Origin of the sequence: Phaeobacter italicus (assembly GCF_001258055.1) — a bacterium.
Classification (GTDB): Bacteria; Pseudomonadota; Alphaproteobacteria; order Rhodobacterales; family Rhodobacteraceae; genus Phaeobacter; species Phaeobacter italicus.
The window spans coordinates 815,040-838,528 of the sequence record NZ_CVRM01000011.1; the positions used below are offsets into that span (position 1 = coordinate 815,040).

Consider the following 23,489-nt stretch of genomic DNA (forward strand, 5'->3'; position numbering starts at 1 on the left):
ATGTTCTTGCCTTGTGCAGGGCTGATCCGCCGGATCAGCTGCAGCCAGAGGTCGCCCCGCAGGTGTTGCACTTCATGCAGGTGCCATTGCGCACCAGCGTGTAGTTGCCGCAATCCCCGCAGGCCTCGCCTTCATAGCCCTGCATCTTGGCCTTTGTCCGTGCGTCCATACCGCCGGTGACAGCCTGCGCCGCAACAGCAGAGGTTTCAGGCACCAGCGATTGCAGGGCCGCGACAGTATCCGTGCCACTTGCCAAGAGGTCGCTTGCGGTCTGGCCACCTTGCAGAACCACCAGCTCCTGCGGGAGACGTTTGCGCAGATATCCGGTCGAAGAAATCTGCTTCAGCACTTCCAGCGAACGGGTTGCCGCGGTTTCGCTCAGCTCGGAGACGTTGGACACGCCCTCTTCTTCGCCCCGGCCCAGGTCGTCAAATGTCGCGCCTTCCGGTTTGACATGTGCCAGGTCGGTGCGATCCAGATAGCTGACCGCCAGCTCGCGGAACACATAGTCGAGGATCGACGTCGCGCTCTTGATCGAGTCGTTGCCCTGAACCATGCCTGCCGGCTCGAACTTGGTGAAGGTGAAGGCATCCACGAACTCTTCCAGCGGGACACCGTATTGCAGGCCAACGGACACCGCGATGGCAAAGTTGTTCATCATCGCCCGGAAGCCAGCACCTTCCTTATGCATATCGATGAAGATCTCGCCGAGGTTGCCGTCTTCGTATTCGCCGGTCCGCAGATAGACCTTGTGACCGCCCACAACCGCCTTTTGGGTGTACCCTTTCCGGCGCTGCGGCATCTTGGTGCGGTGGGATTTGATGACTTCCTTCACCACAACCTTTTCGACGATCTTCTCTGCCAGCGTCACAGCCTTTTCCTGCTGCGAACCGCTTTCAAGGATTTCAGCCGCTTCGTCATCATCCTCGACCAGCGCAGCCGCCAGCGGCTGGCTGAGCTTGGAGCCATCACGATAAAGCGCATTTGCCTTCACCCCCAGCGACCAGCTCAGCTCATAAGCGGCCTGACAGTCCTCGATGGTGGCGTCATTTGGCATGTTGATCGTTTTGGAAATCGCCCCAGAGATGAACGACTGGGCCGCTGCCATCATGTGAATGTGGCTATCAACACTCAGATAACGCTTGCCTTTTTTCCCGCACGGGTTCGCGCAGTCGAAGATGCTGTAGTGCTCTTCTTTCAGGTGCGGCGCACCCTCAAGCGTCATGGAACCACAGACGTGATCATTCGCGGCTTCGATCTCTGCCTTGGTGTAGCCAAGGTGGCGCAGCAGATCGAAGGTCGGATCGTTCAGCTTGGTGCCCGGAATACCCAGAACGCCCGTGCAGAAATCTTCACCGAGGGTCCATTGGTTGAACACGAAACGGATGTCAAAGGCGCTCTCCAGGGCGGCGTCGATCTTGGCCAGCTCATTGGGGCCAAAGCCGTGTCCGGCCAGCGAGGTGTGGTTGATCGCCGGCGCATTGCCGATAGAGCCGTGGCCCACCGCATAAGACACGATCTCGCCGATCTGCGCCGTGCTGTAGCCCAGCCCTTCAAGAGCGGCAGGAACAGAGCGGTTGATGATCTTGAAATAGCCGCCACCTGCGAGCTTTTTGAACTTCACCAGCGCAAAATCAGGTTCGATCCCGGTGGTGTCGCAATCCATCACCAGACCGATGGTGCCCGTCGGCGCCACAACGGTGGCCTGTGCGTTGCGATAGCCGTGCTTTTCACCCAGATCCAGCGCTTCGTCCCAGCTGCTCATCGCCAGTTCCGCCAGACGCGGGTCCGGGCAGTTCGCGATATCAAGCGGCACGGGTTTGACTGCCAGACCTTCATAGCCATCCACAGAGCCATGCGCCGCTGCGCGGTGGTTGCGGATCACCCGCAGCATGTGGTTGGCGTTGGCCTCGTAGCGGGCAAACGGGCCCAGTTCTGACGCCATTTCAGCCGAAGTCGCATAAGAGACGCCGGTCATGATCGCCGTCAGGGCCCCACACAGGGCGCGCCCCTCGATGCTGTCATAGCCAAAGCCCATGTTCATCAGCAGCCCGCCGATGTTGGCGTAACCCAGACCCAGCGTGCGGAAATCATATGACCGCTGCGCGATCTCCTTGGACGGGAACTGGGCCATCATGACCGAAATTTCCAGTGTCACGGTCCACAGACGGCAGGCGTGCATGTAGTCCTCGGCCTGGAACTCGCCGTCCTTGAGGAAGGTCAGCAGGTTCAGCGATGCGAGGTTGCAGGCGGTATCGTCAAGGAACATGTACTCCGAACAGGGGTTGGAGCCACGGATCTCTCCGTCCGCCGGACAGGTGTGCCATTCGTTTACGGTGTCATGGAACTGGATGCCCGGATCGGCACAGGCCCAGGCCGCATGGCCGACCTTTTCCCACAGGTCACGGGCCCGCACGGTTTTGGCAACTTTGCCGTCCACCCGGTTGATCAGTTCCCAATCGGCATCTTTCTGCACCGCATGCAGGAACGCGTTGGTCACGCGAATGGAGTTGTTGGAATTCTGACCCGAAACAGAGCTGTAGGCGTCGCTGTCCCAATCGGTGTCATAGGTCGGGAACTCGATCGAGGTGTGACCCTGTTTTGCGTAATCCAGAACCCGCTTGATATAGGTTTCCGGGATCGCAACCTTCTTGGCCTCGCGAATTGCCTTTTTCAGACCTTCGTTCACCGCGGGATCATAGGCGTCTGCCTCTGCACCGTCCCAGCTGCGGATGGCCTCGAACAGGCCATTGAGCATCTTCTCGTGCATCTTGGAGCCAGCAACGATGGACGCCACTTTCTGCTCTTCGATCACTTTCCATTCGATGAACTGCTCGATATCTGGATGATCCGCGTCAACGATCACCATTTTCGCGGCACGGCGTGTGGTGCCGCCGGATTTGATCGCGCCGGCCGCCCGGTCACCAATCTTGAGGAAACCCATCAGACCCGAGGATTTTCCGCCCCCCGACAGCGCCTCGCCTTCGCCACGCAGATGGCTGAAGTTGGTGCCAGTGCCGGAGCCGTATTTGAACAGGCGCGCCTCGCGCACCCACAGGTCCATGATGCCGCCCTCATTGACCAGATCATCTTCGACCGACTGGATAAAGCAGGCATGCGGCTGCGGGTGTTCATAGGCATTATCGGACTTGGTCAGCTTGCCTGTCTTGTAGTCCACATAGTGGTGGCCTTGCGCCGGACCGTTGATGCCATAAGCCCAGTGAAGACCGGTGTTGAACCACTGCGGAGAGTTCGGCGCCGCGCGCTGGGTTGCGAGCATATAGCGCATCTCGTCGAAATAGGCGCGCGCATCATCCTCGGAAGAGAAATAGCCCCCCTTCCAGCCCCAGTATGCCCAGGCACCGGCAAGACGGTCGAACACCTGTTTGGAAGAAACCTCGCCACCGCAGGGGGTGTCGTCTTCAGCCGGGACCGAGCGCCAGAGGAACTCAGGCACGCCTTTTTCACGGACCTTTTTCAGTTTGCTCGGCACGCCGGCTTTGCGGAAATACTTCTGTGCGATGACGTCGCTTGCGACCTGGCTCCAGCTCGCGGGCACCTCGATGTTTTCCTGACGGAACACGATGGTGCCATCGGGATTTCGGATCTCCGATGTGGCTGGAACAAATTCCAGATCGGCGTAAGCGTCCTGCCCAGATTTTGTGAATTTCCGTTCAATCTTCATGCCGTCTGCCTCTTTCTTGCAGTCCAAATTTCACAAAACGCGCCTTTCTGCGGCGACGTGGCAGCATCACAGGACTCCGAAAAACGCTGCTGACGCACCTTGTGAAAGATGCGAACCGAGGCGGCTGCCTCCGCGACGCGGGCCAATGATATAGGTGTCTCTCTGGTGCAGGGAGGAGGTGGAACCCACCATATTTTGTGCTGCACGCTCTGACATCCACAATTTGACGTATTCGACCATAGGGGGTCAACGCAAAAGTTAGGGCTCTGTGAGCATCTTTTCTATTGACGTTGTTTTAACGGTTTTTTTGAAAGACGAACGCGCTCGATTCAGCTCGATTTCATCCACAGGTTTCCGCAACAGCGGCAGGTGAAGCCGCGACAAATTTCTGACGGGCAGAGAGGGGTTTGCCCCAATTATACCCATCAAACCCGCGCGTACCTGCAGTGGTTTCATCCACAGGTCATACCCTTAAAGATGATTGGCAAAATCCCAATTCACCCCTAGGTCGCACAGCGTTTCTTCCGCCACTTTTTTCGCCAAGCAGGCGCTACCGTAAAACCGATCCGACGCCAACCCGCAACAGTTGGTTAACAGTCTATTAACGCCACCCCGCCTGCGGAGGAAAACCACCGTCAAGATCGCGGCCCGGAAACCGGAGAACGCGATTCTGAGGCGTGACCCCGAACCCCTTTCAACCAGGTAAACAGACACAAAAAAACCGCGCATAACGCGCGGTGTTTTTGATCCTCGTTAGAGGAAATGGTCGGGGCGGCGAGATTCGAACTCACGACCCCCTGTACCCAAAACAGGTGCGCTACCAGACTGCGCCACGCCCCGGACCGTGCGCCTTCCTACCGCCGACTTTCTGATTTGAAAAGCCCTAACAGGCCCAAATCGCACCAAATTTGGAAAAAATTTCGTGCCGGGTCTGTGTACCCTCTGTCATGCCATAGCGCGCAGCCAGTCCACCGTTGATTTCGAGGACGGCAAACACCTTGTCGCCCCCTTCAATCGGGGTCAGATCACCGGGAATTGCGTTTTCATGAATGCGAGTCACCACGCCGGATTTGTCGATAAACAACATATCCAACGGGATGAGGGTGTTCTTCATCCAGAACGCCGTGCGCTGGGGATAGTCGTAGACAAACAACATCCCTGCCCCACGCGGCATCGACGCGCGATGCATCAATCCCTGCGCCCGTTCCTCGGCAGTGTCGGCTATTTCAATGGAAAACTGCGCGGATCCCCAGGGACCGCGCAGCGAAATCTGATCCGGGTTGCAGGCTGTCTCGGCAGCGACTGCCCCGCTCAGAGAGAGCGACAGAACAACAGCCCCGGCCCCGGTAGTCACGAATTGCGTCAGTCGGGACCAAAGGCTGGGCACGTTGTGTTACTCCTGATCGGCCTGAAGTGCGGCCTCCCAGGCCAGGACTTCGACAGCCATCCGACCTCGTTTGCCTTCAATCACGCGCATTCCCAGCGCTTCGCCGGGCTGCAGTTCGGACAAGCCAGACTGGCGCAGCACTTCGACATGCAGGAACACGTCTTCGGGGCGCCCGAATACATTGGCAAAACCAAACCCCTTGCCCTTGTCGAACCACTTCACCCGCGCGGGCAGCAGCGGCTCTGCATAGAGGGCCTTTGGGTCCATTTCCGCGAAATCGCTCAGGACTGGGCTGTCGTCACGCTCAGGCGGGGTGATAGAGATCACCTCGACGGCCTGAACACCGCGCTCTGTGCGGTGCGTAACCAGTTCAACCTGCGCGCCATCCGCGATCGAGCTCTGCCCGAAATTGCGCAACACGTTGACATGCAAAAGAATATCCGGCCCGCCCTCATCGGAGACGACAAAGCCGAAACCTTTTGTTGGATCGAACCATTTCACCAGTCCGCGTATCTGCTGCAAACTGCTCAAGTCTTCTGCCACGGTCGTTTACCACCATTTGATTTTTTTATAGGTCCGTGTGTGATGCTCTAATCTCCAAGCCAAGTTCAAGCCAAAAACAAACATCATTGTCACAATTCTGCTATTCTTCGCTCTTGACCTAGGGGCATAGGCGGGTGGTTGCCCAGGGAGAGTCAGGGCTTTCACGCCGCCAGACAAAGCGATCATGCAGGCGAAATGCACCGTCAGCCCAGAACTCGATCTCCAAAGGTGTCAGCCGGTATCCACCCCAAAATGGCGGCCGATCGGGGTTGGACCCCTTGGTTGCGGTGACTTTGGCCACCTCTGCCATCAATGCCCCCCGGCTCGACAGCGGGCGCGACTGCGCCGAGGCCCAGGCCCCAAGGCGCGACTTCAACGAGCGGGATTTGTAATACTCATCCGCCTGCGGGCCATCTTCTCGGGTGATGATGCCGCGGGCACGGACCTGACGCCGCAGCGACTTCCAGTGCATCACAAACGCCGCCTTGCCCGCGCTGTCCAGCTCGCCCGCTTTTGCGCTTTCATAGTTGGTATAAAAGACAAAGGCGCCGTCCTCGATTTCCTTCAACAGCACCATCCGGCAATTGGGCAGACCGTCAGGATCGACCGTCGACAGGGCAATCGCGTTGGGATCATTGATCTCGCTTTCTTCGGCCTCGCTCAACCAGCTGCGCGCAATGGCAAATGGGTCGTCTCCGGCAAAGATCCCGCTGCGATCGGACATGGCACACCTCTTTCGTTGTGTTGGTGAATTTCATCTGCGTCTGCGGCAACCTAGGGCCGGTTCGCTGCCGCGACAAGGGACTGCGCCCTTGATGCGCCGCGCGCGACATATTAAAGGTCATCAAATTCACAGTTCAGGGGCGGAGATCCTGCATGTCTAGTCAACTGATGGCCGGCAAACGCGGCCTTATCATGGGCCTGGCCAACGACAAATCCATTGCGTGGGGCATTGCCAAGGCCTGTGCCGATGCCGGGGCAGATCTGGCATTCTCATATCAGGGAGAGGCGCTGAAAAAGCGCGTCGATCCGCTGGCAGAGCAACTGGGCAGCGATATCGTTCTTCCCTGCGATGTGTCCGACGAAGGATCCATCGATGCGTTGTTTGACGCATTGGAGGAAAAATGGGGCAAGCTGGACTTTGTGGTCCACGCCATCGGCTTTTCTGACAAGAACGAACTGCGCGGCCGCTACGTCGACACCAGCCGGTCGAACTTCCAGATGACGATGGATATCTCCGTCTTTTCGTTCACCGCCGTGATGAAGCGTGCAGAAAAGCTGATGACCGACGGGGGCAGTGCCCTGACGCTCACGTATTATGGCGCAGAACAGGTGATGCCGCATTACAATGTGATGGGCGTCGCCAAGGCCGCGCTTGAGGCATCGGTCAAGTATCTGGCCGAAGATCTGGGCAAGGACGGTATCCGTGTCAATGCCATCTCGGCCGGGCCGATCAAGACCCTCGCCGCTTCGGGCATCGGTGATTTCCGCTACATCATGAAGTGGAACGAGCTGAATTCGCCTCTGCGCCGCAACGTGACCATTGATGATGTGGGCAATTCCGCGCTTTACCTGCTGTCGGACATGTCTGCCGGTGTCACTGGCGAAAACCTGCACGTCGATGCGGGCTATCACATTGTTGGCATGAAGGCCGTTGATGCACCCGACATCGAGGCCGCCACCGGACGCAAATAACCGTCCATCTGCGCAAACCCCCGGGCCATCCAGCCGTCTTTGGATGGGCGGCCCGCTGGGATATGATGAAACATACAGAAGGCGCCGCAGAAAACCGCGCCCACAACAAGGACTGACAGGCCATGACCTTTGCCGCTTTTACAGCCTCTGTGCTGCTGTGTTTCATGGCTGCGATCAGCCCCGGCCCAGCCGTCCTGATGGCCGCACGCGTTGGCCTTGCGCGCGGCTGGCGCAGCGGACTGGCGCTGGCCGTTGGTATCGGCACCGGCGCCATCATGTGGGCAGGCGCCGCGCTGTTTGGGCTGAACCTCCTGTTTGATTACGCCCCCTTCCTGTTGACGCTTCTCAAGATCGGCGGCGCTGCGTTTCTGATCTACATGGCCTGGAACATGTGGCGTCACGCGAGCGAGCCCATGTCGGAAGAAAGCGACGCCCGCCTGCCCCAAACCGCATTTGCCGCGTTCCGCCTCGGGATCCTGACCCAGATGTCAAACCCAAAGCCCGCCGCATTTTTTGGTGCCGTTTTTGTCGGCACCGTCCCCGAAGACAGCAGCGCGCTGGCCCTCGCCGCGCTTCTGTTCTGCATCTTTCTGGGTGAAGTCACCTGGAACACTTTTGTCGCGCGCATCTTCTCCTTTGAGAAAACGCGACGCGGGTATATCAACCTCAAACATGTGATCGACCGGATCTTTGGCGGCCTGCTGGCTGCTCTCGGCGTCAAGATCGCCGCCGTCTGACGCCCGCCGGATCCAAGCAGGAGCATCAAAAATGACCGACCGTCTGCCTCATGAAAAAGGCTTTCATATTTCCTGGGACCAAATCCACCGCGACAGCCGTGCGCTGGCGTGGCGTCTGGATGGCCAAGGCCCCGATGATGGCGCATGGCGCGCTGTTGTGGCGATCACACGGGGCGGCATGGCGCCCGCGATGATCGTCAGCCGCGAGCTGGACATCCGGGTGGTCGACACCATCGGCGTCAAGTCCTACCACCACCAGGAACAGGGCAAGGCCGAGGTGCTGAAAGCCCCGGACGCCGAGCTGATGGGCGACGGAGAAGGCGTGCTGATCATCGACGATCTGGTCGACAGCGGCAAAACCCTGGAACTGGTGCGGGAAATGTATCCCAAAGCACATTTTGCAACCGTCTACGCCAAACCCAAGGGCCGCCCGATGGTTGATACCTTCATCACCGAGGTCAGCCAGGACACCTGGATTTTCTTCCCGTGGGACATGGCGCTGCAATACGTCGAGCCCTACCGCGGGACCGACTGATCGACCCCCAACGCCAGACCACAAAGGCGCGCACCGAAGTAATCGGGCGCGCCTTTTTTCATGGCCCTGCCCCAATCGGCCCGTCCATGAGTGGAAAAATCGCCCGATGCACGCTTCTGCCCTTGCAAATCCCTACCGCTTGCGGCGGAGTATGCGCGGCCCTGCCCAACCCCGGGCCGAAAAGACCCACGATCACATAAGGCAACATCCGAATTATGGCCCAGACCCGCAGCTCCTCTGTTCAGAAGGGACCAACGCGACAGCACTCCCGCACCATGGACACATTCGTGTCCCCCATCGTGGAGTCGCGCCGATGGCTGGAGGGGCTGTCTCTGCCGGATGATCTGCCGCTGCTGAACCTCAGTCAGGCCGCCCCTGCCGACCCACCGCCTGAAGGGCTGCGCCGCGCCATTGCCGAGGCCGCGCTGAACGATGACGCAAGCCATCTTTATGGTGCTGTTCTCGGTCAGGACGCGCTTCGCGCAGAGCTTGCGCGCAAGATGTCCGACCACTACGCCGCCGAGATTTCAGCCCAGCAGGTGGCGATCACTGCAGGTTGCAATCAGGCCTTTGCGGCCACCATCGCCGCGATCTGCAAGGACGGCGATCAGGTCATCCTGCCGACGCCGTGGTACTTCAATCACAAGATGTGGCTCGATTTGGAAGGGGTCGAAACCTGCCCGCTTCCCGTTGGCGAGGCCATGCTTCCCTGCCCGGATGCCGCGGCAGAACTGATCACCGACCGCACCCGCGCCATCGTTCTGGTCACACCGAACAACCCCTGCGGTGTGGAATTCCCCGACGGGCTGGTGCGCCGGTTCTTTGACCTGGCGCGTGACCGTGGCCTGACGCTGATCGTGGATGAAACCTACCGGGATTTCGACAGCCGCGACGGTGCGCCCCACGCGCTGTTTCAGGTTCCCGACTGGTCCGACACGCTGATCCACCTTTATTCCTTTTCCAAGGCCTATCGCCTGACGGGCCACCGCCTTGGCGCGATCGCAGCCCATCCGGATCACCTCTACGAGATGGAGAAGTTCCTGGACACCGTTGCCATCTGCCCCGCACAGCTCGGCCAGGTTGGTGCGCTTTGGGGGTTGCAGAACCTGGACGACTGGCTGGCGGGGGAACGGCAAGAACTCCTGAACCGGCGCGCCGCCATCGAAACAGGCTTTGGCCCCCTGGCAGAGCGCGGCTGGAAGCTGTTGGGCTGTGGTGCCTATTTCGCCTACGTCGAACACCCGTTTTCGCAGCATTCCGAGGATCTGGCGAAACGGCTGGTGCGCGAACTGGGGGTCATGATGCTGCCCGGCAGCATGTTCACACCCAAAAGTGAAACAGCCGGTCACCGCCAGTTCCGCATCGCCTTTGCCAATGTCGATGAAGACGGCATCCAGATGCTGTTTGATCGATTGGCGGGCTGGCACCCCTAGAACCAGCACCCACCTGATCGGGCTTTCCCCGCCCGCTCCCTTTTCTCTGATCGCGCCCAAGGCAGAGGTCACTTGCCCCGGACCGACCCGCAGCGTATTCAGAGCCAAACATATTCTGGCATTCCATCTGCCCCGCGCAGATCGCAGACCGACTTACGAGGACAGCATGGCCGCAGGCATGAAAAAACTATCAAAAACCTTTGTCTGGATCCTGATGGGGATGCTGATTGTCGGCCTCGCGGGGTTTGGCGCGGTGAATTTCACCGGGTCCGTCGGCTCTGTTGCCGTCGTGGGCGAGCAAGAGGTCTCGGTTGATGACTATGCCCGCGAATTGCAGCGGGAACAGCGCGCGCTCGAGGCGCAGACAGGCCAGCGTATGCCCATCGCCCAGCTGACCACCCTTGGCCTTGACCGTGTGGTTCTGGGACGGCTGATCGCAATCGCCGCGCTTGATCAGGAAAGCAGCGATCTTGGCCTGTCCATCGGTGACGAAAACCTGTTTGAAGAAATCAGCCGCATTGAGGCCTTTCAGGATCCAGCGGGCAACTTCAGCCGCGAGAACTATCAGTTCGCGTTGGAAAACATCGGCCTGAACGAACGCGCCTTTGAGGCGGATCTGCGCCGCGAGTCCGCACGCACGCTGGTTCAAGGCGCCGTCATGGTTGGAACCGAGATGCCCGACACCCTGCGCGATACCCTGACCAACTACATCGGTGCGCGCCGCAGCTTTGACTGGCTGGTGATCGATCCTGCCTCCATCGCCCTGACAGCGGTTGAGCCGACCGAGGAAGAGCTGCGCGCCTTTTATGACGCCAATATCGACCAGTTCACCCTGCCCCGCACCAAGGTCATCACTTACGCCGCCCTGCGCCCCGATGCGCTGGTCGATGAAATCGAGGTGGATGAGGCCGCCCTTCAGCAGCTCTTCAACGACCGCAGCGACGAATACCAGGTGCCAGAGCGCCGTCTCGTCGAACGTCTTGTTTTCGCCGATCAGGACGCCGCCGCCAGCGCCAAGGCCCAGCTTGATATCAACGGCACCACCTTTGAGGCATTGGTCGAAAACCGCGGTCTGACCCTGCAGGATATCGACATGGGCGATGTGACCATGGGCGATCTTGGCACGGCTGCGCAGGATGTCTTTTCCGCTGAGGTCGGCACTGTCGTCGGCCCTCTCGACAGCGACCTTGGCCCCGCGCTTTACCGGGTCAACGGCCGTCTTGAGGCCCGCGTGACCCAGCTTGATGATGTGCGCGACGAACTGCGCGCAGAACTGGCAACCGACCGCGCCCGCCGCCTGATCGAAACCCGTGCCGAAGACATCAACGACATGTTGGCCGGTGGCGCCACGCTGGAAGAGCTGGAGCAGGAACCCGGCATGGAACTGGGCCAGATCGACTGGCACACAGGCAGCTCGGATGGCATCGCAGCTTATGACGGCTTCCGCAGCGTGGCCTCCGCTGTCACCATCGAAGACTTCCCCGAAGTGGAGTTCCTCGAAGATGGCAGCCTGTTTGCCCTGCGCCTTGACGAAGAGCTGGAGCCGCGCCCCGAACCGTTTGAGGACGCACAGGACAAGCTGCGCGCGGCCTGGCAGGACAACCGCCTGCAAGAGGCGATGAAGGCCGAAGCAGACCGCGTGGCCGCTCTTCTGCGCAGCGGTGACGACCTGCCCGAAGATCTGATCCTCACCTCAGAAGAGGGGCTGACACGAACCGCCTTTATCGAGGCAGCACCACAGGAAATGATGATCCGTGTCTTTGACATGGCACCGGGCGATGTGGCCGTCGTCTCCGACCCGCGCGCCACTGCTGTGGTCCGTCTGATCGAAGAGCTGCCGGTGGCCGAAACCCCGGAAATGGCGGCTCTCTCCGAGGCGATGGGCACCCAGCTGGATCAGGCGCTGGCTCAGGCCCTGTTCGAAGCCTTCGTGCAGGATGTCCAGACCCGCGCCGCGCCGCGCATTGACCCGCAGGCGCTGAGCGCTGTTCACGCGAACTTCCAGTAATCAAGGCACGCGACCCATGGCCCTGACCCCCGATTTCGACACTTTCGCCAAAGCCTACGAGGCCGGTGAAAACCAGGTTGTCTACACCCGCCTTGCCGCCGATCTCGACACACCTGTGTCGCTGATGCTCAAGCTGACAGGCGCGCAGAAAGACGCCTTCATGCTGGAATCCGTGACCGGCGGAGAGGTGCGTGGACGTTACTCCATCATCGGCATGAAACCCGATCTGGTCTGGCGGTGCCGGGGCGAGCTGGCTGAACTGAACCGCGATGCCCGCTTTGATGCCGATGCCTTTACCCCCTTGGACGGCAACCCGCTGGACCGGCTGCGCGACATCATCGCTGAAAGCCGGATCAACCTGCCTGATGACCTGCCTCAGGCGGCGGCGGGCCTCTTTGGCTATCTTGGCTACGACATGATCCGTCTGGTAGAGCATCTGCCCGACGTGAACCCCGATCCGCTTGGCCTGCCTGATGCGCTGATGCTGCGGCCCTCGGTGATTGCGGTGCTGGATGGCGTCAAGGGCGAGGTCACGGTGGTTTCTCCTGCCTGGGTCAGCGAAGGCCAGACAGCCAAGGCCGCCTACGCCCAGGCCGCTGAGCGGGTGATGGATGCCGTGCGTGATCTTGAACGCGCCATGCCCGCCGAAAGCCGCGATCTGGGCGATGCCCATGAGGTGGCCCCACCGGTGAGCAACTTCACCAAGGATGGCTATATGGCTGCGGTGGAAAAGGCCAAGGGCTATATCCGCGCAGGCGACATCTTCCAGGTGGTGCCGGCACAGCGCTGGACGCAAGCGTTCCCCCAGCCGCCCTTTGCGCTCTACCGCTCGCTGCGGCGCACCAACCCGTCGCCCTTCATGTTCTACTTCAACTTCGGCGGCTTTCAGGTGATTGGCGCAAGCCCTGAAATTCTGGTCCGCGTCTTCGGGCAGGAGGTCACCATCCGCCCCATCGCAGGCACCCGCCCCCGCGGTGCCACCCCGGAAGAGGACAAGGCGCTGGAGGCCGATCTGCTGGCCGACAAGAAAGAGCTGGCAGAGCATCTGATGCTGCTGGATCTGGGCCGCAACGACACCGGACGGGTCGCCAAAATCGGCACCGTCCGCCCGACCGAAAAGTTCATCATCGAGCGTTACAGCCACGTGATGCACATCGTTTCCAATGTCGTGGGCGAACTGGCAGAGGACAAGGACGCGCTGGACGCATTCTTCGCGGGCATGCCCGCAGGCACCGTCTCCGGCGCGCCCAAGGTCCGCGCAATGGAAATCATCGACGAGCTGGAGCCGGAAAAACGCGGCATCTACGGCGGCGGCGTCGGCTATTTCTCGGCAGGCGGCGACATGGACATGTGCATCGCGCTGCGCACCGCCATCGTCAAGGATCAGAACCTCTACATCCAGGCTGGCGGCGGTGTCGTCTACGACAGCGACCCGGAGGCCGAGTATATGGAGACCGTCCATAAATCCAACGCCATCCGCCGCGCCGCGGCAGATGCCGCGCGCTTTACCGGCAACGGAAATAGCTGAGACACAAGGCTGACAGGGGCCACGCCGGCGCCCTGTCATCTTTCCCCAAATACTCTCGCCGAAGGCAAAAGGCGCCGCTCCAATCGGAGCGGCGCCTTTTTTCTGGTCGATCTGGTCCAACTGTCATCCGCACGGACAACAGCCGATTTACTCGGTGGGCAGCTTCGCCCGCAGACTGGCGGACACCGGCGCAAGGGACACCCGGCTCGCCCGATCCTGCAGCCCCCAAAGCAAGAGCGCGGAAATCGTATCGGGCTGCACACGCCCCAGCATGATCACAGCCCCCTCCTGCCCCGCACGAAACGCGGCCTGATCCAGAAACCGGCGGATTGCACGCGGATCCTGCCCAGCCCCGTCAAAGTCGCGGAACACTACACCTGCCGGCATCCCGTTGCGCAGCGCCAGTTTCTGGACAGTGTTCAGCCCAGCATCCTGCGTCACCATTCCGTAGCCCATTGCATCCAGCGCTGCCGCCATCTGGTCTGCCAGCGGGCGATTGCCCTGAAAGCCGGTCTGAACGCCTTCCAGCACCGCAACGGAGGACGGCAGCTGATCCAGCCAGACAGCCAGTGCCGTCTCTGCATCCTGCGGAGAGGCATCACGCGCCAGATCCGCCATCACCATAACCTCAAACCCCGCAGCGCGGTGCGCGCGCATCTTTTCCACTGCGCGCGGATCGTTGGGATCCAGCGCAAAGGTCAGCGGATAGGGGAAATCCTGCAGCGCCTCGGCGCCGATGGCATCGGCATCATCGATCAAGACGATCGACATCAGGGCGCGACCCTCTTCGGGGGTAAACGCTTCGGCATTGGCCACAAATGGATCAAGCCCACGGGGCGAGACGCTTGCAGGCTCTGTCCCCTCGTCCGTCCGGTCGCGGTCCACCAGCGAACCGGCAGGCGTCCCGATGCGGGGGCGCGTGGTTTCTACCGCTTCGCCGGTATTGGTTGTGGTCGGCAGGGCGGCGATCCGGCTCGGCTGGGCACCGCTGTCATCGCTCTCCTGCGCGGCTACCTCTGGTGTCTGGGTGCCCACCTGTTCAGGTGCGGGCTGGCCCTGGCCGGGCAAAAGCGGCGTCGCGGTCGGATCGGGCGCAGAGCCCAGGCTCGGCCCGCCAAGATCAGGCGCGGCCAGACCGGGGGTGCTGCTCGCCACATCCGGCGCGGGCAAGGCCGTCGCACCCTGGGTGCCATCAGATGACGCTGGTGATGTCGATGGATCAGTGACCGTCTCACCGGGGCTTTCTGGCCGTGGTTCCGCCGTGGTCTCGCCAAGCGGGTTTTGATCCTGCGCCGGGCTTGTCGGTGCTGGGGGTTGGGCGGGCTCGGTAGAGACCACCAGATCCTGCTCCTGCCCCGGAGCATCTGGCGCGGGCAGTGCATCAACGGGGGTCACGGGGGCATCGCGGGCGATATCGATCGCTGGCGCGCCAACGCCACCAGGCGCGTCGCCAACGCTTCCTGCGGTGGTGCCGACCTGCGGGCGCGCGGCACCTGCGGTCTCGGCCTCAGAAAGGGCTGTCAGATCATCGCCCACCACCTGCGGATCCAGCGCCGCGGGAGGCGTTTCAACCAGATCAGGATCTGCGCCCACATCCTCGACCGGGCTGCTGTCTGCCGGATCTGTCACCGGTGCGCGGGCAGGTTCGGCAACGCTCACCTCAACGGATTGCGGAAGCGGCACCGACAGCGACCAGGCAACCGCACCAACTGCGGCCACCAAGGCCCCGAAACTCACGCCTCCAAGAAACCCTCGCATGTCTGATCTGCCTCTCGCTGCCTTCTGGAACGGTTGCGTTCTTTTGGTCAGACGCTCACCTCTGCGTCAAGAACCCCGATGCGGCCCCAGATGCAGTGATGTGGACTTGACGCTGCCGCGCAACCCTGAACATGTATGTCCCGACCACTATACTGCGGCGCGGCCCCGGCCCGCCAGCCCTTAAACGAGCCCCGCGACTATGCTGCTGCTGATCGACAACTATGACTCCTTTACCTACAACCTCGTGCATTATCTGGGGGAACTGGGCGCTGATGTGCAGGTCCACCGCAATGACGCGCTCAACGTTCAGGAGGCGATGGCGCTGAAGCCAGCGGGCATCCTGCTGTCCCCCGGCCCCTGTGATCCGGATCAGGCGGGCATCTGCCTGGCTCTGACCGAAGCCGCAGCAGAAACCAAGACACCATTGATGGGGGTTTGTCTGGGCCATCAAACCATCGGTCAGGCATTTGGCGGCAATGTTGTGCGCTGCAAGGACATCGTCCACGGCAAGATGGGAACCATGCACCACAAGAACATCGGTCTGTTTGCGGGTCTGCCCACACCGTTTGAGGCCACGCGCTATCACTCTCTCGTGGTGGACCGCGACACGCTGCCTGACAGTCTGGAAATCACGGCAGAGCTGGAAGACGGCACCATCATGGGGCTCCAGCACAAGAGCCTGCCAATCCACGGCGTGCAGTTCCACCCGGAATCCATCGCCTCAGAGCACGGCCACAAGCTGCTGCAGAATTTCCTCGATGTGATGAAGGTGCCCGCATGAGCAATGAGATGAAGCCGCTGATCGACGCTGCAGCGGATCGCGCTCTGAGCCGCGACGAAGCCGAAGCCGCCTTTACACACCTGTTTGAAGGCAACGCCACACCCAGCCAGATGGGCGGCCTGCTGATGGCCCTGCGCACCCGTGGTGAAACGGTGGATGAATATGCCGCCGCCGCCGCCGTGATGCGCGCCAAATGCACCCCTGTCGTGGCCCCAGCGGGTGCGATGGACATCGTCGGCACTGGCGGTGATGGCAAGGGCACGCTCAATATCTCAACCGCGACCGCCTTTGTCGTCGCGGGGGCCGGGACCGTTGTTGCAAAACACGGCAACCGCAACCTGTCGTCGAAATCCGGCGCAGCGGATGCGCTTGGCCAGATGGGCATCAACGTCATGGTCGGGCCAAAGGTGGCCGAACAGGCCCTGCGCGAAGCGGGCATCTGTTTCATGATGGCGCCCATGCATCACCCGGCCATCGCCCATGTGATGCCGACGCGGCAGGAACTTGGCACGCGGACGATTTTCAACATTCTTGGCCCGCTCACTAACCCAGCCGGTGTCAAACGCCAGCTGACCGGCGCGTTCAGCCGCGATCTGATCCGCCCGATGGCTGAAACGCTCGGCAAACTGGGATCAGAGCAGGCCTGGCTGGTGCATGGCTCGGATGGTACAGATGAGCTGACAATCACCGGCGTCAGCTGGGTTGCCGCCCTGAACCCCGATGGCAGCGTGACAGAAATGGAAATCCATCCCGAAGACGCAGGCCTGCCGCCCCACCCGTTCGAGGCCATCATCGGCGGAACGCCCGAAGAAAACGCCAAGGCGTTTGAGGCCCTTCTGGCTGGTGAACCCTCGGCCTATCGCGATGCCGTATTGCTGAACTCTGCCGCGGCCTTGGTGGTTGCGGGTGCAGCAAGCGATCTGAAAACCGGCGCCGAGATGGCCCGCACCAGCATCGACAGCGGCGCTGCTCGCGGCAAGATCGAGGCCGTCGCCCGCATCACCACGGCCGCCGCCAACAAATGAGCGCCGAGCTGGCGGGCCTGGGCGGCTGGTCCGAACTGCCGTTTTTCACCGAGAGTTACCCAGCTATCGCGCAAGCGGTAGCTGAAGATCCGCGCGTCATCCTGCCACCGACAGAGCAGCGGCTCGCGGCATTGTCCCTGACACCGCCCGAGGCAACCCGCGTTGTCATCTTGGGCCAAGATCCCTATCCGACCCCCGGCCACGCCCACGGGCTGGCCTTTTCCGTTGCGCCTGACGTGCGCCCGCTCCCCCGGTCTTTGAATAATATTTTCAAAGAGTTGCAGGATGATGTTGGTGTCGTGAAACCGTCTGGCGACCTGCGCGGCTGGGCCCGCCAAGGTGTCTTGCTGCTCAACACCGTTCTGTCGGTGCCTGCAGGGGAAGCCAACGGGCACAAGGCGCTTGGCTGGCAGCGGCTCGCACATGAGGTGCTGGCCCTGTCCAGTCGCCGCCCAACCGCTTATATTCTGTGGGGGAAACAGGCCCAAGGGCTTGAAAAATATATTCAACCGGGCGATCACCTGATCCTGAGGACCGCTCACCCCTCACCGCTGTCAGCCCGGCGCGGCTTTTTTGGCTCGCGCCCCTTTTCGACAGTAAACCGTTGGCTGACAGAGCAGGATCAGCCAACCATCGACTGGAACGCGTGACCGGAGGCGTCAAGATGACTGAAACAGTGCTGGACAAGATCAAGGCCTACAAGCTGGAAGAGGTCGCCGCCGACAAGGCCGCCAAACCGCTCGAAGCGGTTGAGGCAGAAGCCCGCGAGGCCAGCCCCGTTCGCGGCTTTGCCAAGTCGCTGATGAACGCCAGCCGCGACGGTTATGGTCTGATTGCCGAAATCAAAAAGGCCAGCCCTTCCAAGGGGTTGATCCGCGAGGATTTTCATCCGGCTGCGCTTGCGAAGGCCTATGAAGCCGGTGGTGCCACTTGTCTGTCTGTCCTGACCGACACGCCCAGCTTTCAGGGGGCCAAATCCTTCCTGACCGAGGCGCGCGATGCCTGCTCTCTGCCAGCCCTGCGCAAGGATTTCATGTATGATACCTATCAGGTCGCAGAGGCCCGTGCGCTGGGGGCGGATTGTATCCTGATCATCCTCGCCTCTGTGTCCGATGCCCAGGCCGCTGAACTGGAAGCCGCTGCCTTTGAATGGGATATGGATGTCCTGCTGGAGGTCCATGACGAGGAAGAACTGCATCGGGCCTGCAAACTGAAATCACCTCTGCTTGGCATCAACAACCGCAATCTCAAGACATTTGAGACAACGCTCGACACCACCCGCACGCTGTCGCGCCTGGTTCCGGTGGACCGCACAATCGTGTGCGAAAGCGCGCTGTCCACTCCCGCCGATCTGGCGGATATGGCCCGCTATGGCGCACGCACGTTCCTGATCGGTGAAAGCCTGATGCGCAAAGACGACGTGACCGCCGCCACCCGCGAAATCCTTGCCAATCCGCTGATGCCGGGAGCAATGTGATGGCGCTGACCCATTTTGATGGCAAGGGCGATGCCCATATGGTTGATGTCTCGGACAAGGCCGTGACGTCCCGCATCGCTACTGCCGAAGGCCACATCACGATGGCGCAAGAAACCTTTGATATCATTTCAGAAGGTCGCGCGAAAAAAGGCGATGTTCTGTCTGTTGCCCGCCTCGCGGGGATCATGGGTGCAAAAAAGACGCCGGATCTCATCCCGCTCTGCCACCCGCTTCCGGTGACCAAGGTTGCGGTCGAGCTGACCCTCGACCCAGATCTGCCCGGTGTGCGCGTGGAAGCCACCGTAAAAACCACCGGCCAAACCGGAGTTGAGATGGAAGCCCTCACCGCCGTCTCAACCGCAGCCTTGACAGTCTACGACATGGCCAAAGCGGTTGATAAGGCGATGGAGATTGGCGGCATCCGCGTGATCCTAAAAGATGGCGGAAAATCAGGACGATACGAGGCATAAATGATCTCAGTTTCCGACGCCCTCGACACGCTTCTTGATCTGGTTTCCCCGATGGCGGCAGAGACTGTGCCGCTGCGCGCTGCCGCAGGTCGGGTTCTGGCAGAGCCCGTCTCGGCCAAGCGCGATCAACCCCCATTCGCCGCATCAGCCATGGACGGCTACGCGCTCAAGTCGGCTGAGGTCGAGAAAGACGCGATGTTCAAGGTCATTGGCGAAAGCGCGGCGGGCCACGGGTTTACCGGGCGTGTCGGCGCCGGTCAGGCCGTTCGGATTTTCACTGGCGCTCCAATTCCTGAAGGGGCGGATTTCGTTGTCATTCAGGAAGATATCAGCCGAAGCGGAAACCTGATCACCATCGCAGATCACCCGGGAACATCGACCAACATTCGCCCCAAGGGCGGCGATTTCCAGATCGGCACCACCATGGATGCCCCCCGTGTGCTGGGCTCGGCCGATATCGCCCTGCTCGCTGCCATGAACATTGCCCAGGTGCCGGTGCGCAAACAGCCAACGGTCGCCCTCATCTCTACCGGTGACGAACTGGTCCTGCCTGGCGACACACCCGGACCGGATCAGATCATCGCGTCCAACACCTTTGGGCTTGACGCATTGCTGACAGCCGCAGGGGCGCGGGTCCGCATCCTGCCCATTGCACGGGACACGGAAAGCGATCTTCGCACTGCATTTGAACTGGCGCAGGACGCGGACCTGATCGTGACCATCGGAGGTGCATCTGTCGGCGATCACGATCTGGTCGCGGGTGTCACCGAAACCCTTGGTATGTCCCGCGCCTTTTACAAGGTGGCGATGCGGCCGGGCAAACCACTGATGGCCGGAACACTTGGCCAAAGCGCCATGGTGGGATTGCCCGGAAATCCCGTCTCAGCAATGGTTTGCGGCCACATCTTCATCCTGCCGATGTTGCGCGCCATGCTCGGTCTCGCGACAGATACACCTGCGCTGCTCACCGCACCGCTTGCCCATCCCGTATCGGAAAACGGCCCGCGACAGCATTATATGCGTGGTCGGTTCGATGGCCAGTCAGTGCACGTATTCGACGATCAGGACAGCGCGCGACTGACCCTTTTGGCAGAGGCAAATGTGCTGGTTGTCCGCCCGCCCAAGGATGGCGCCCGCGCCACTGGCGAGCGCGTCAATTACCTGCCGATCTAAACGCCAGACGCCAGCGCCGATCCTTAAAACCTGCCGGCGCCGCGCCTCTATCCCCGCCTGAACCACAGAATGACCCGCAGGATCGCAGGTCAACTGCACGCTTTTGTGCAGGTTTTCTGGCGGCAGGCGTTGACACAAAACGGGAACATGCGTAGAACAAAAGGAAACATCGAGCTGTGAGAGGAACGTCATGCTGACGAAGAAGCAATTGGATTTGCTGGATTTCATCCACACCCGCCTGCAAAAAGATGGTGTTCCGCCCAGTTTCGACGAGATGAAGGTTGCGCTGGACCTGCGATCAAAATCGGGGATACACAGGCTGATCACCGCGTTGGAGGAGCGGGGCTTTATCCGCCGCCTCGCCCATCGCGCCCGCGCGATTGAGATCATTCGCCTTCCGGACAGTCTGGGCGGCACGGTCGAAGACGTGGCCGAGGCACCCACCCCCGCAAATCAGGGCACCGCGCCCGCCGCTGCAACCATTGCAGCGATGGAACTGCCGGTGATGGGCCGTATCGCTGCCGGTGTCCCGATCGAGGCAATCAACCAGATTTCGCATCAGGTCGCTGTACCTGCCTCTATGTTGTCGGCCCAGGGCCAGCACTTTGCGCTGGAGGTACGGGGGGATTCCATGATCGAGGCGGGCATCAATGATGGGGATATCGTGGTGATCCGCGAAACCTCTGTCGCGGATGATGGCGATGTGGTTGTTGCCCTTGTTGAGGGGCAAGAGGCCACGCTGAAGCGGATCTATCGCAAAGGCACGTCTGTCGCCCTTGAAGCGGCCAACCCCGCCTATGAAACCCGGCGCTATCGTCAGGATCAGGTCAAGGTGCAGGGCCGTCTTGTCGGATTGATCCGAACCTATTGATCTGCCCCTTGGCTGATTGGGGCTGATTGGTTTTGCTCACAGCCCGCGCTGATTTCTGCGGCCGCGGAGTTGGCGGATAGAATGCGCAGGCAGCTGGGACGATCTGCCTGCAGGGCGATAAAGACTGCTGTGACTGGCGCAGCAGTCCGGCATCCTGACACAGCGGTCGTCATCCGCGCTTTGTTCGTCATCCGCCCTTGCCCCGCCACAGCCAAACTGCAGCAAACGGCCCGCGGTGCCGTCCTATTGGCGCGCCTTTGTACCGCTCACCGTGGTCACGCCTCACTCTCCTTGGTCGCGCAGCGTCCAGGCCCGATCACCGGCAACCTCCCGCGCGGTCAGCCAGCGCCCATCTGCAAGCAGCGCGAGAGATCCGGTTTTTCGAAGCGTGATCGCATCCATAACTCGGCAGCCGCCAGTCAGCGGCAATTTATCAGCCCGATCGCTGACCAAGATGATGTCAGGCACGCAGGGAATTGGCGCTGCGTGGGCGGCCTTTCCCATGACGTGGATCAGCCACGCCCCATCAGGCAGTGCCAGAACCGCGTGCCGCCCCTTTAGGGTATGGCCCCAATCCGGCACCACAGCCGGATCAGGCCAAAGCGCGGCGGCATCCTCTTGTGTCAACAAGGTCCCGTCGTTTTCTGCCCAACGGCTCGCCGCAAACCCCTGCCCACGGCTGCGCGACAGTGCGCGCCCCTGCTCTGTCATGACGCCAACCAACCCGCCTTCCGGAGAAATCAGCACGACGGGTCGGCCGGCCTGCGCCCAGATCAGCAACCCGCCGCAGATGGCGATGGTGCCGCTCCATCGCAAAGGCCCGCGCCAGACGGCAAGCATGATACCCCCAAATGCAATCAGCCCCAGCACCGATGGGGGCGGCATTTCCACCGGTCGCACCGCGCCATCCATGCCCGCGACCCAACCCGCAACCCACAGGATCCAGCGGATCCCAAGGTCCATGCCCCACAGACCAATCCAGCCACCACCAATAGGCGCCAGACACAGCGCCAGAACCGCAGAGGGCACCACCAAAAGCCCCATCACCGGCACCGCCAGAACATTGGCAAGCAGCCCGAACTGCGACAGCTGGTTGAAATGGGCCGCAGCAAAGGGCGCCGTTGCGATCCCGGCCACCACCGACGACAGAACAACGCCGACAGCACCCCGCGCCCACCACAGAGAGGGCGGCAACTGCCATGCCTGCAGGGCCGAAAACACCGCGATCAACGCCGTTGTCGCGGCAAAGCTCATCTGAAAGCCGGGGCCCAGCAGGCTCTCGGGGCGTAACGCAAGGATCAGCAACGCCGCCAGGGCCACGGCCCGCAGGGACAGCGCCCGACGATCCAGCACCACCGCGCACAGCATGACCGCAACCATGACAAAAGCCCGCGTGCTAGCAACCTGACCCCCAGAGATCAGCAGGTAGGATGCGGCCGCTGCAAGGGCCACAAGAGCCGCCAGTTTCTTGACAGAAAGACGCATCGCAACTGGCGGCATCAGGGCAAAGCCCAGACGGATCCCGCCAAACACCACCCCAGCCAGCAGACCCATGTGCAAGCCGGAAATCGCCAGAAGATGGGCCAGATTGCTGGCGCGCAGGGCGTCGAGCTCTGCTTGCGGTATATCTGCACGCTCGCCCGTCGTGATTGCTGCGGCAAAACCTGCGGTCTCGGGCGCCATGCGGCTGCGGATCGCGCCAGAGAGCGCCGCCCGCATCCGCGCAATGGCAAGATCGGCCCCCGGTTCCTCCACCAGCAAAACAGGCACCCGCGTGTAGCCGACCGCCCCCAATTTCTGAAACCACGCATGCCTGCGAAAATCAAACCCGCGCGGTTCAACCGGGCCTTGCGGTGGCATCAGATGGGCGGTGGTCATCACCCTGGCGCCAATTGCAGGCGCAAAAACCCCGTCAGCAAGACTGATCCGAACACGCGCGGGGGTATCCTGCGGCGACAACCGATCGATACGGAGCTGATCGAGCGTTACCCGCAGACGGTCACGAACAGAGCGATCGGTGCCGACCACCCTGCCCTCTACCGCGCCATAAAGCCGGAACTCCAGAACTGGCGCGGCAACCAGGGAGGCGCGCAGCTGGGCCGCACCAAAGCCCGCCACCCCCACCAAAAGCGCCATGGCAGCAAAGGCGCTGAGCCCGCGACCACGACGAATTGCCAGGACGACACAGGCCAGCGCGGCGCTCGCTGCAATAAGGCACAGCTCTGTCTGTGTTGGATCATGCTTAAGCGAGAAGAACCACAAAATGCCGCAGCCGAACAGGACCGGAACCCAAGGAAACAGGTCCCCGCGCTGGGATTGCAGCAGCCGTTCCAGACCACTCAGGGCGCCCATGCTTGCTCCTTGCCGTTTGGCTCGGTAGACA

General features: G+C 61.3%; 19 protein-coding genes and 1 tRNA gene. 13 read left to right on the plus strand and 7 right to left on the minus strand.

Annotation, left to right across the window (positions count from 1 at the left end; translation table 11 throughout):
- Nucleotides 1-34: 34 nt before the first annotated feature.
- From NIT7645_RS07075 to pdxH, 5 genes are all read right to left on the minus strand, one after another.
- Nucleotides 35-3,685 carry a vitamin B12-dependent ribonucleotide reductase gene (locus tag NIT7645_RS07075; RefSeq protein ID WP_008561728.1) on the minus strand — a complete coding sequence of 1,217 codons (3,651 nt, stop codon included), beginning with the start codon at nucleotides 3,683-3,685 and terminating at the stop codon, nucleotides 35-37.
- A 763-nt stretch (nucleotides 3,686-4,448) separates the two neighbouring features.
- Nucleotides 4,449-4,525: transfer RNA gene (locus tag NIT7645_RS07085), tRNA-Pro, on the minus strand.
- A 43-nt stretch (nucleotides 4,526-4,568) separates the two neighbouring features.
- Entirely contained in the window at nucleotides 4,569-5,072 is a 504-nt protein-coding gene (locus NIT7645_RS07090) for a DUF192 domain-containing protein (protein ID WP_008561911.1), read from the minus strand.
- Nucleotides 5,073-5,078: 6 nt separating this feature from the next.
- Nucleotides 5,079-5,615, minus strand: a complete 537-nt coding sequence (locus tag NIT7645_RS07095) for a cold-shock protein (RefSeq protein WP_037302346.1) — start codon at nucleotides 5,613-5,615, stop codon at nucleotides 5,079-5,081.
- A gap of 118 nt (nucleotides 5,616-5,733) precedes the next feature.
- Nucleotides 5,734-6,339 (minus strand): pyridoxamine 5'-phosphate oxidase, encoded by a 606-nt coding sequence (pdxH, locus tag NIT7645_RS07100; protein ID WP_008559500.1) that lies wholly within the window; start codon nucleotides 6,337-6,339, stop codon nucleotides 5,734-5,736.
- A 152-nt stretch (nucleotides 6,340-6,491) separates the two neighbouring features.
- On the opposite strand from pdxH, the gene fabI reads away from it, so the two are divergent.
- The 6 genes from fabI (at nucleotide 6,492) to trpE (ending at nucleotide 13,551) form a co-directional block, all read left to right on the plus strand.
- Entirely contained in the window at nucleotides 6,492-7,310 is an 819-nt protein-coding gene (fabI, locus tag NIT7645_RS07105; RefSeq protein WP_008561571.1) for an enoyl-ACP reductase FabI, read from the plus strand.
- A 122-nt stretch (nucleotides 7,311-7,432) separates the two neighbouring features.
- On the plus strand, nucleotides 7,433-8,047 hold the full coding sequence (locus NIT7645_RS07110; RefSeq protein WP_008559331.1) for a LysE family translocator: 615 nt from the start codon (nucleotides 7,433-7,435) through the stop codon (nucleotides 8,045-8,047).
- A 31-nt stretch (nucleotides 8,048-8,078) separates the two neighbouring features.
- Nucleotides 8,079-8,582: a xanthine phosphoribosyltransferase gene (gene gpt / locus NIT7645_RS07115; RefSeq protein WP_008559751.1), complete on the plus strand. Its 504-nt coding sequence runs from the start codon at nucleotides 8,079-8,081 to the stop codon at nucleotides 8,580-8,582.
- Between the two features lie 275 nt (nucleotides 8,583-8,857).
- Complete coding sequence (locus NIT7645_RS07120; protein WP_008563223.1) at nucleotides 8,858-10,015, plus strand: aminotransferase; 1,158 nt, start codon at nucleotides 8,858-8,860, stop codon at nucleotides 10,013-10,015.
- Nucleotides 10,016-10,181: 166 nt separating this feature from the next.
- Nucleotides 10,182-12,023 carry a peptidylprolyl isomerase gene (locus tag NIT7645_RS07125; RefSeq protein WP_008561992.1) on the plus strand — a complete coding sequence of 614 codons (1,842 nt, stop codon included), beginning with the start codon at nucleotides 10,182-10,184 and terminating at the stop codon, nucleotides 12,021-12,023.
- Nucleotides 12,024-12,039: 16 nt separating this feature from the next.
- Nucleotides 12,040-13,551, plus strand: a complete 1,512-nt coding sequence (gene trpE, locus NIT7645_RS07130) for an anthranilate synthase component I (RefSeq protein ID WP_008561181.1) — start codon at nucleotides 12,040-12,042, stop codon at nucleotides 13,549-13,551.
- 147 nt (nucleotides 13,552-13,698) lie between these two features.
- Here the strand turns inward: trpE and NIT7645_RS07135 are convergent, their stop codons facing one another.
- Nucleotides 13,699-15,309: a divergent polysaccharide deacetylase family protein gene (locus tag NIT7645_RS07135; RefSeq protein ID WP_008562856.1), complete on the minus strand. Its 1,611-nt coding sequence runs from the start codon at nucleotides 15,307-15,309 to the stop codon at nucleotides 13,699-13,701.
- Nucleotides 15,310-15,508: 199 nt separating this feature from the next.
- Between NIT7645_RS07135 and NIT7645_RS07140 the strand changes: the two genes are divergently transcribed.
- The 7 genes from NIT7645_RS07140 to lexA all read left to right on the plus strand — a co-directional run bounded on the left by NIT7645_RS07140 (nucleotide 15,509) and on the right by lexA (nucleotide 21,106).
- Nucleotides 15,509-16,090 carry an anthranilate synthase component II gene (locus NIT7645_RS07140; RefSeq protein WP_008562635.1) on the plus strand — a complete coding sequence of 194 codons (582 nt, stop codon included), beginning with the start codon at nucleotides 15,509-15,511 and terminating at the stop codon, nucleotides 16,088-16,090.
- A complete protein-coding gene (gene trpD, locus NIT7645_RS07145; protein ID WP_050686398.1) occupies nucleotides 16,087-17,115 on the plus strand; it encodes an anthranilate phosphoribosyltransferase in 1,029 nt (342 codons plus the stop codon). The genes NIT7645_RS07140 and trpD overlap by 4 nt, the downstream gene beginning before the upstream one ends.
- The gene (locus NIT7645_RS07150; RefSeq protein ID WP_008562062.1) at nucleotides 17,112-17,765 is read left to right on the plus strand and encodes a uracil-DNA glycosylase; all 654 of its coding nucleotides are present in this window, start codon (nucleotides 17,112-17,114) and stop codon (nucleotides 17,763-17,765) included. The genes trpD and NIT7645_RS07150 overlap by 4 nt, the downstream gene beginning before the upstream one ends.
- 14 nt (nucleotides 17,766-17,779) lie before the next feature.
- On the plus strand, nucleotides 17,780-18,592 hold the full coding sequence (trpC, locus tag NIT7645_RS07155; protein ID WP_008561865.1) for an indole-3-glycerol phosphate synthase TrpC: 813 nt from the start codon (nucleotides 17,780-17,782) through the stop codon (nucleotides 18,590-18,592).
- Nucleotides 18,592-19,062 (plus strand): cyclic pyranopterin monophosphate synthase MoaC, encoded by a 471-nt coding sequence (gene moaC / locus NIT7645_RS07160; RefSeq protein ID WP_037302343.1) that lies wholly within the window; start codon nucleotides 18,592-18,594, stop codon nucleotides 19,060-19,062. Before trpC ends, moaC begins: the two co-directional genes overlap by 1 nt.
- A complete protein-coding gene (locus tag NIT7645_RS07165) occupies nucleotides 19,063-20,235 on the plus strand; it encodes a molybdopterin molybdotransferase MoeA (protein WP_050686401.1) in 1,173 nt (390 codons plus the stop codon).
- A 190-nt stretch (nucleotides 20,236-20,425) separates the two neighbouring features.
- Nucleotides 20,426-21,106, plus strand: coding sequence for a transcriptional repressor LexA (gene lexA / locus NIT7645_RS07170; RefSeq protein ID WP_008559459.1), 681 nt, complete (start codon nucleotides 20,426-20,428; stop codon nucleotides 21,104-21,106).
- A 282-nt stretch (nucleotides 21,107-21,388) separates the two neighbouring features.
- Here lexA and NIT7645_RS07180 read toward each other — a convergent pair whose 3' ends face one another.
- Nucleotides 21,389-23,458 carry a ComEC/Rec2 family competence protein gene (locus tag NIT7645_RS07180; RefSeq protein WP_008560660.1) on the minus strand — a complete coding sequence of 690 codons (2,070 nt, stop codon included), beginning with the start codon at nucleotides 23,456-23,458 and terminating at the stop codon, nucleotides 21,389-21,391.
- Nucleotides 23,459-23,489 lie beyond the last annotated feature (31 nt).

Coding starts and splice junctions, on each gene's coding strand:
- NIT7645_RS07075 (WP_008561728.1), bottom strand. CDS start 3,685: ATGAAGATTGAACGGAAATTCACAAAATCTGGGCAGGACGCTTACGCC.
- pdxH (WP_008559500.1), bottom strand. CDS start 6,339: ATGTCCGATCGCAGCGGGATCTTTGCCGGAGACGACCCATTTGCCATT.
- fabI (WP_008561571.1), top strand. CDS start 6,492: ATGTCTAGTCAACTGATGGCCGGCAAACGCGGCCTTATCATGGGCCTG.
- NIT7645_RS07110 (WP_008559331.1), top strand. CDS start 7,433: ATGACCTTTGCCGCTTTTACAGCCTCTGTGCTGCTGTGTTTCATGGCT.
- gpt (WP_008559751.1), top strand. CDS start 8,079: ATGACCGACCGTCTGCCTCATGAAAAAGGCTTTCATATTTCCTGGGAC.
- NIT7645_RS07120 (WP_008563223.1), top strand. CDS start 8,858: ATGGACACATTCGTGTCCCCCATCGTGGAGTCGCGCCGATGGCTGGAG.
- NIT7645_RS07125 (WP_008561992.1), top strand. CDS start 10,182: ATGGCCGCAGGCATGAAAAAACTATCAAAAACCTTTGTCTGGATCCTG.
- trpE (WP_008561181.1), top strand. CDS start 12,040: ATGGCCCTGACCCCCGATTTCGACACTTTCGCCAAAGCCTACGAGGCC.
- NIT7645_RS07135 (WP_008562856.1), bottom strand. CDS start 15,309: ATGCGAGGGTTTCTTGGAGGCGTGAGTTTCGGGGCCTTGGTGGCCGCA.
- NIT7645_RS07140 (WP_008562635.1), top strand. CDS start 15,509: ATGCTGCTGCTGATCGACAACTATGACTCCTTTACCTACAACCTCGTG.
- trpD (WP_050686398.1), top strand. CDS start 16,087: ATGAGCAATGAGATGAAGCCGCTGATCGACGCTGCAGCGGATCGCGCT.
- NIT7645_RS07150 (WP_008562062.1), top strand. CDS start 17,112: ATGAGCGCCGAGCTGGCGGGCCTGGGCGGCTGGTCCGAACTGCCGTTT.
- trpC (WP_008561865.1), top strand. CDS start 17,780: ATGACTGAAACAGTGCTGGACAAGATCAAGGCCTACAAGCTGGAAGAG.
- moaC (WP_037302343.1), top strand. CDS start 18,592: ATGGCGCTGACCCATTTTGATGGCAAGGGCGATGCCCATATGGTTGAT.
- NIT7645_RS07165 (WP_050686401.1), top strand. CDS start 19,063: ATGATCTCAGTTTCCGACGCCCTCGACACGCTTCTTGATCTGGTTTCC.
- lexA (WP_008559459.1), top strand. CDS start 20,426: ATGCTGACGAAGAAGCAATTGGATTTGCTGGATTTCATCCACACCCGC.
- NIT7645_RS07180 (WP_008560660.1), bottom strand. CDS start 23,458: ATGGGCGCCCTGAGTGGTCTGGAACGGCTGCTGCAATCCCAGCGCGGG.